Below are 6,000 nucleotides of genomic sequence, written 5' to 3'. Positions count from 1 at the left end.
GGGGGGGGGGGGGTGGGGGGGGGGGTTTGGGGGGGGTCACGCCCCCGGAAACCCTCCGGGGGGCCCCCGCGCGGCACCGCTCCCCGTCCCCCCCCGCGGCGTGCACTACCGGGCCGGCCGCCCCTCGGAGAACGTGCCGGTGCCGCGCAGCTGACCGATCAGCTCCCGCACCACGGCCGCGCCGTTCAGGGAGAGGACCGACTCGGGGTGGAACTGCACCCCGCCGAACCCTGGCCCGCGTACGGCGTGCACCTCGCCGTTCGCCGCCCGGCTCACCTGCACGCCGTGCGCCGCCAGCTCCCGTGCCGCGTCCTCGTCGCAGCGGGCCACGAAGCTGTTGTAGAAGCCGACCGTCTCCGGGCGCCCGAACAGGTCCACGGTCGTCTGCGCCCCCTGGTGGGGCACCTCCTTCCGGACGATCTCCAGGCCCAGCTCGGCCGCGATCAGCTCGTGCCCCAGGCAGACGCCCAGCACCCCGTGCCGGTGCTCCCGGAGCACGGCCGCCGTGAGCTGCCGCAGGAACCGCATCTTCGGATCGTCCAGGTCGGACGGGTCACCGGGCCCCGGGCCCAGCACCACCGGCCCCTCGTGCGCGAGCACCGCCGCCCGCAGCCCCGGCTCGTCGTAGCGCCGGACGGTCACGTCGAGCCCGGCCGCCCGCAGCACGTGCGCGAGCATCGCCGTGAACGTGTCCTCGCCGTCCACCACCAGCGCATGCCCGGCTAGCTCCCCGGTCCGCTCCTGCATCCGCAGCCAGAACGGCGCCAGCGCGGCCCGGCGCCCGTCCAGCGCGGCCCGCACCCGGGGGTCGTCGGCCAGCCGGGGCCGGGCCCCCTCCGCACGCGGCCGTGCGGGTCGTACCCCGAGGGCCGCGAGGACCCCCGCCGCCTTCGCGTGCGTCTCCGCGACCTCGCCCGCCGGGTCCGAGCCGCGCACCAGCGTGGCGCCGACCGGGACCCGCAGCCCGCCGTCCGCGTCGATGTCCGCGGTGCGGATCAGGATGGGGGAGTCCAGGGTCTGGGCGCCGACAGATTCTTCCCGCCCGCCACCCGCGGACCGGCCGAGCAGGGCCAGCGCCCCCGCGTAGTAGCCGCGTCCCCCGACCTCGTGGCGCTCGATCACCCGGCACGCGTTCTGCACCGGCGAGCCCGTGACGGTCGCCGCGAACATGGTCTCCTTCAGGACCTCCCGCACATCCAGCGAGGACCGGCCGCGCAGCTCGTACTCGGTGTGCGCGAGGTGGGCCATCTCCTTGAGCCGGGGTCCGACCACCACGCCCCCCATGTCGCCCACCGTGCACATCATCTTGAGCTCCTCGTCGACGACCATCGAGAGCTCCTCGATCTCCTTGCCGTCGGCGAGGAAGCCGAGCAGATGTTCCGGGGTGGGCCCCACGGCCGGATAGCGGTACGTCCCGCTGATCGGGTTCATGACCACCGTGCCGCCGGACATCCGGACGTGCACCTCCGGACTGGCGCCGACCAGCGTCCGGTCCCCGGTGTGCACCACGAACGTCCAGTACGCGCCCCGCTCGCCCTCCAGGAGCCGCCGGAACAGCGCGAGCGCGTCGGCCCGGCCGAAGCCCGGGATCCGGCCCTGGTACGTCCGCCGGATCACGAAGTTCGCGCCCTCGCCCCGGCCGATCTCCTCGCGCAGCACGCGGCCGACGATCTCCGCGTACTCCTCGTCGTCGACGTCGAAGCCCCCGTCCTCGACCCGCACCGCGTGCGCGGGCAGCTGCGCCAGGGCGTCCGCCAGGGGCAGGGTGTGGGTCTCCTCGGGGGTGAGGACCAGCAGGGGCGTGCCGTCGTCACGGACGTCGAAGCCGCGCTCGCGGATCTGGCGGAAGGGCACCAGGGCGAGCCCCTCCTCGGGCAGGCCGGCCAGCCGGTCACAGGTGGTGACCGGGCCGAGCAGCACCTCCACCGTGCTCTCGTCGTGACCGGGAGTACGGCGGCGGAGCAGGGCGAACGGGCGCTCGTCGTGGAGCAGCTGGGTCAGGTCCATGATTCCTCTGCGGTCCTCTACAGGTGGAAGAGGAACGACCCCGGAAACGCCGAAGGCCGCCCCTCGGGCGGCCTTCGCGAAGTCTTGCGTACGCGCAGTCAGTGGGCCGCCGGAGAAGCGGTCCACCACCAGTTCTGGTTCGAAAGCGCGAACATGCGCATACCGTACCGCACCCCTCCCTCCGTCCACAGGACAATCACTCCGTCTCACCAGTCGAGCCAGGGAAAAAACAGGCGACACGACCCCGTAATGTTTACGAGGTGACCGTGAACGCTAAGACCGGCCCGAGCGCCGGCAACACCTGGCGAGACCTGCCCGCGGCGCAGCAGCCCGAGTACCCCGACCCCGAGGCTCTGCGCACAGTCGTCGCGGAGCTGGAGTCGTATCCGCCGCTCGTCTTCGCGGGCGAGTGCGACCAGCTGCGCGCCCGGATGGCGGCGGTCGCCAAGGGAGAGGCGTTCCTCCTCCAGGGCGGCGACTGCGCCGAGGCCTTCGACGCGGTGTCGGCCGACCAGATCCGCAACAAGCTCAAGACCCTCCTCCAGATGGGCGCCGTGCTGACGTACGCCGCGTCCGTCCCGGTGGTGAAGGTGGGCCGGATCGCCGGCCAGTACTCGAAGCCGCGCTCCAAGCCGACCGAGACCCGTGACGGGGTGACGCTGCCGACCTACCGGGGCGACTCCGTCAACGGCTTCGCCTTCGAGGAGGCCTCCCGGATCCCGGACCCCGAGCGGCTGAAGCGGATGTACAACGCGTCCGCCTCCACGCTGAACCTGGTGCGTGCCTTCACCACCGGCGGCTACGCGGACCTGCGCCAGGTGCACGCCTGGAACCAGGACTTCGTGAAGTCCTCCCCGTCGGGCCAGCGCTACGAGCAGCTCGCCCGCGAGATCGACAACGCGCTGAACTTCATGCGGGCCTGCGGCGCGGAGCCCGAGGAGTTCAAGACGGTCGAGTTCTTCTCCTCGCACGAGGCGCTGCTGCTGGACTACGAGTCCGCCCTGACCAGGGTCGACTCCCGCACCGGCAAGCTGTACGACGTCTCGGCGCACATGGTGTGGATCGGTGAGCGCACCCGGCAGCTGGACGGGGCGCACATCGAGTTCGCCTCGAAGATCCGCAACCCGATCGGTCTCAAGCTCGGCCCGACGACGACGGCCGAGGAGGCGCTGAAGTACGTCGACCGCCTCGACCCGGACCGCGAGCCCGGCCGGCTGACCTTCGTCGTCCGGATGGGCGCGGACAAGGTCCGCGACAAGCTTCCCGAGCTGGTCGAGAAGGTCACCGCCTCGGGCGCCACCGTCGCCTGGGTGACCGACCCGATGCACGGCAACACCTTCGAGGCGGCCTCCGGCCACAAGACCCGCCGCTTCGACGACGTGCTCGACGAGGTCAAGGGCTTCTTCGAGGTCCACAAGACCCTCGGCACCCACCCGGGCGGCATCCATGTCGAGCTCACCGGTGACGATGTCACCGAGTGCGTGGGCGGCGGCGACGAGATCTTCGTCGACGACCTGCACCAGCGCTACGAGACGGCCTGCGACCCGCGCCTGAACCGCAGCCAGTCCCTCGACCTGGCCTTCCTGGTCGCGGAGATGTACCGGGACCAGTGACCGCGGGGCCGACGGGTCCGGCTGTTACGGCGACGTGAAGTGGGGCGTGGATCACATACGATCCACGCCTCCTCCACTTTTGCGGGCTGCGAGGGATGGGTAAGGTTAGGTTTGCCTCACCGATCAATCGGGACGGCACCACTGATCGATCCCGGCGGGAGGTGAATCCGCGTGTACGTCTGCAGCTGTTTCGGGGTGACCGAAGCGCAGGTCAAGAAGCACGCGGAGGACGGTGCCTGCACCCCTCGCCAGATAGCGTCCGCCTGCAAGGCGGGGACGGACTGTGGTTCGTGCGTCCGCCGGATCCAGGCGATCCTCGGCCGGGGCGCCTGCCCCCGCCGTGAGCTGGCCGACCAGGGCCGCCCGGTGCTCGCCGAGGTCGACGCGCTCGACGGGCTGGACGAGGCGGCCTAGAGCCGGCTGTCGCGGTTCAGCTGCTCTCGGGCTGGTTGATGATCTGCGAGATGTAGAGCGCCTCGCCGAGCTTCTCCACCAGGTCCAGCTGGGTGTCGAGGTAGTCGATGTGGTGCTCCTCGTCCTCCAGGATGCTCTCGAAGATGTTCGCGGACGTGATGTCGCCCTTCTCGCGCATCACCTTGATCCCGCGCTTGAGGCGGTCGATGGCCTCCACCTCGACCTGCCTGTCCGCCTCGAACATCTCCTTGACGGTCTGCCCCACCCGCACGTGGAAGAGCCGCTGGTAGTTGGGCAGCCCCTCCAGGAACAGAATCCGGTCGGTGAGCGTCTCGGCGTGCTTCATCTCGTCGAACGACTCGTGCCGGGTGTACTTCGCGAGCTTGTACCAGCCGAAGTTCTCCTGCATCTTCGCGTGCAGGAAGTACTGGTTGATCGCGGTGAGCTCACCCGTGAGCTGCTCGTTGAGGAATTCGATGACCTCGGGGTCGCCCTGCATCGCAGAGGCTCCTTCCGCATGGGTTACGTGGGGGACGGTGGCGTGGGAGACGCACTGGGTGTTTGCGGCGCATGATTGCACCGGCATAGAAGATCGTCCAGTAAGTGCGTACTTAGTAAGTAAGGCCATGCTTGTCGCCAGTTGACCGGTTTGGCGATCTTTGGGCTGTCTGTATGGTCAGATGCACCGCCCGTGGTCTGTCAGGATGGAAGGCATGGGTCATCCGGTGGAGCGCGCGTCGAGAGAAGCCGCGGAGTCCGGGCTTCCACCGGGACAGCGGCTGCAGCGCGGCTGGCCGGTCACCCACTACGGCCCGGTACCCAAGTTCCGGCCCGAGCGCTGGGAGTTCAGGGTCTTCGGCGCCACCGCCGACGCGGGCCCGCACACCTGGAACCACGAGCAGTTCACGGCCCTGCCCTACGCCACCGTGGTCGCCGATCTGCACTGCGTGACGAAGTTCAGCATGCTGGGCGCCGAGTGGGGCGGGATCCCGGCGTGGACCCTCCTGGAGCTCGCTCCGCCCGCCCCCGATGTCACCCATGTGATGGTGTGGGCGGAGTACGGCTTCAGCTCCAACCTGCGCCTCACGGACTTCGCCGCCGAGCGCACGATCTTCGCCACCCACAAGGACGGCGAACTCCTCACCGCCGAGCACGGCTTCCCGGTGCGCCTGGTCGTCCCCCAGCTGTACGCCTGGAAGGGCCCCAAGTGGGTCCGCGGCATCGAGTACATGACCGCCGACCGCCGCGGCTTCTGGGAGGAGCGCGGCTACCACAACCTCGGCGACCCCTGGAAGGAGCAGCGCTACTCCTACCAGGAGGGGCCGGGGGACGGTCCGGAGCTCTGAGCCCTCAGTGGTGGTACTGGTGCACCACCGCGTGCCCCTTGCCCCGGCCGATCGTCCACTTGTTGACCGGGGTCGTCACCACGAACGCGATCACCAGCGAGACGGCCAGCGAGATCCAGAACAGCGCGTCGCCCAGCTGGGCGTCCATCGCGGCCGGCCAGACCAGGATCGTGCCGTTGTCGATCAGCTCCATCACGGCGATCGAGAGGGTGTCCGCCGCCAGCGCCACCCGCAGCGCGGTGCGCAGGTCGACGCCCGCCTTCAGTATCCCGCGCATGGTGAGCGAGTAGCCGAAGAAGAACGCCAGCACGATCGCCAGCAGCGTGGTCGGCAGGTTCCCCCAGCTCAGGGCCGTGCCGACGACCATGCCGAGCACCTCGCCGATGGCGCAGCCGGTGAGGCAGTGCAGGGTCGCCTGGACGGCCATGGCCCAGGAGGCGCCGGCGGGGCCGTGTGTGCCCTGCGCCCCGTGTGCTTCGTGGTGCGCGTGAGGCTGTTCCGTAGGGGTGTGCTGGGCGTGGTGCTCGTGAAGGGCGTGCTCGTGGTCCATGGCTGATCCCCGGTGTCAGGTGCGGATCCCTCTTGAGACACCAACATGTATACCCCCCTGGGGTATTCCA

7 protein-coding genes are annotated in these 6,000 nt (G+C 70.1%); 3 read left to right on the top strand and 4 right to left on the bottom strand.

The genetic code is table 11. From position 1 onward, the window contains the following. Positions 1 to 105: 105 nt before the first annotated feature. Both ACFWXC_RS42525 and ACFWXC_RS42520 read right to left on the bottom strand, forming a co-directional pair. Positions 106 to 2,007, bottom strand: a complete 1,902-nt coding sequence (locus ACFWXC_RS42525; RefSeq protein ID WP_384487748.1) for an anthranilate synthase family protein — start codon at positions 2,005 to 2,007, stop codon at positions 106 to 108. Positions 2,008 to 2,105: 98 nt separating this feature from the next. Next, positions 2,106 to 2,162, bottom strand: coding sequence for a trp operon leader peptide (locus tag ACFWXC_RS42520; protein WP_111582571.1), 57 nt, complete (start codon positions 2,160 to 2,162; stop codon positions 2,106 to 2,108). Between the two features lie 105 nt (positions 2,163 to 2,267). On the opposite strand from ACFWXC_RS42520, the gene ACFWXC_RS42515 reads away from it, so the two are divergent. Beyond that, complete coding sequence (locus ACFWXC_RS42515) at positions 2,268 to 3,620, top strand: class II 3-deoxy-7-phosphoheptulonate synthase (RefSeq protein ID WP_384487746.1); 1,353 nt, start codon at positions 2,268 to 2,270, stop codon at positions 3,618 to 3,620. Positions 3,621 to 3,791: 171 nt separating this feature from the next. After that, positions 3,792 to 4,034: a (2Fe-2S)-binding protein gene (locus ACFWXC_RS42510; protein ID WP_365283027.1), complete on the top strand. Its 243-nt coding sequence runs from the start codon at positions 3,792 to 3,794 to the stop codon at positions 4,032 to 4,034. A 16-nt stretch (positions 4,035 to 4,050) separates the two neighbouring features. Here the strand turns inward: ACFWXC_RS42510 and bfr are convergent, their stop codons facing one another. Further along, positions 4,051 to 4,533, bottom strand: coding sequence for a bacterioferritin (bfr, locus tag ACFWXC_RS42505; protein ID WP_384487744.1), 483 nt, complete (start codon positions 4,531 to 4,533; stop codon positions 4,051 to 4,053). Positions 4,534 to 4,747: 214 nt separating this feature from the next. Here bfr and ACFWXC_RS42500 point away from each other — a divergent pair, with 214 nt between their 5' ends. Next, positions 4,748 to 5,380 carry a sulfite oxidase-like oxidoreductase gene (locus ACFWXC_RS42500; RefSeq protein ID WP_384487742.1) on the top strand — a complete coding sequence of 211 codons (633 nt, stop codon included), beginning with the start codon at positions 4,748 to 4,750 and terminating at the stop codon, positions 5,378 to 5,380. Between the two features lie 4 nt (positions 5,381 to 5,384). On the opposite strand, the gene ACFWXC_RS42495 is transcribed toward ACFWXC_RS42500, so the two are convergent. Then, on the bottom strand, positions 5,385 to 5,930 hold the full coding sequence (locus ACFWXC_RS42495; protein ID WP_384487740.1) for a DUF4396 domain-containing protein: 546 nt from the start codon (positions 5,928 to 5,930) through the stop codon (positions 5,385 to 5,387). Between the last annotated feature and the right edge of the window lie 70 nt (positions 5,931 to 6,000).

This window comes from Streptomyces sp. NPDC058683 (genome assembly GCF_042716195.1).
Classification (GTDB): Bacteria; Actinomycetota; Actinomycetes; order Streptomycetales; family Streptomycetaceae; genus Streptomyces.
Note: the sequence above shows the minus strand (reverse complement) of the source record. Positions and strands in the feature narration are given on the sequence as shown.

What these genes read in the sequence shown, in the direction of transcription:
- ACFWXC_RS42525 (WP_384487748.1), bottom strand. Translation starts at nt 2,007, where the DNA reads ATGGACCTGACCCAGCTGCTCCACGACGAGCGCCCGTTCGCCCTGCTC.
- bfr (WP_384487744.1), bottom strand. Translation starts at nt 4,533, where the DNA reads ATGCAGGGCGACCCCGAGGTCATCGAATTCCTCAACGAGCAGCTCACG.
- ACFWXC_RS42500 (WP_384487742.1), top strand. Translation starts at nt 4,748, where the DNA reads ATGGGTCATCCGGTGGAGCGCGCGTCGAGAGAAGCCGCGGAGTCCGGG.
- ACFWXC_RS42495 (WP_384487740.1), bottom strand. Translation starts at nt 5,930, where the DNA reads ATGGACCACGAGCACGCCCTTCACGAGCACCACGCCCAGCACACCCCT.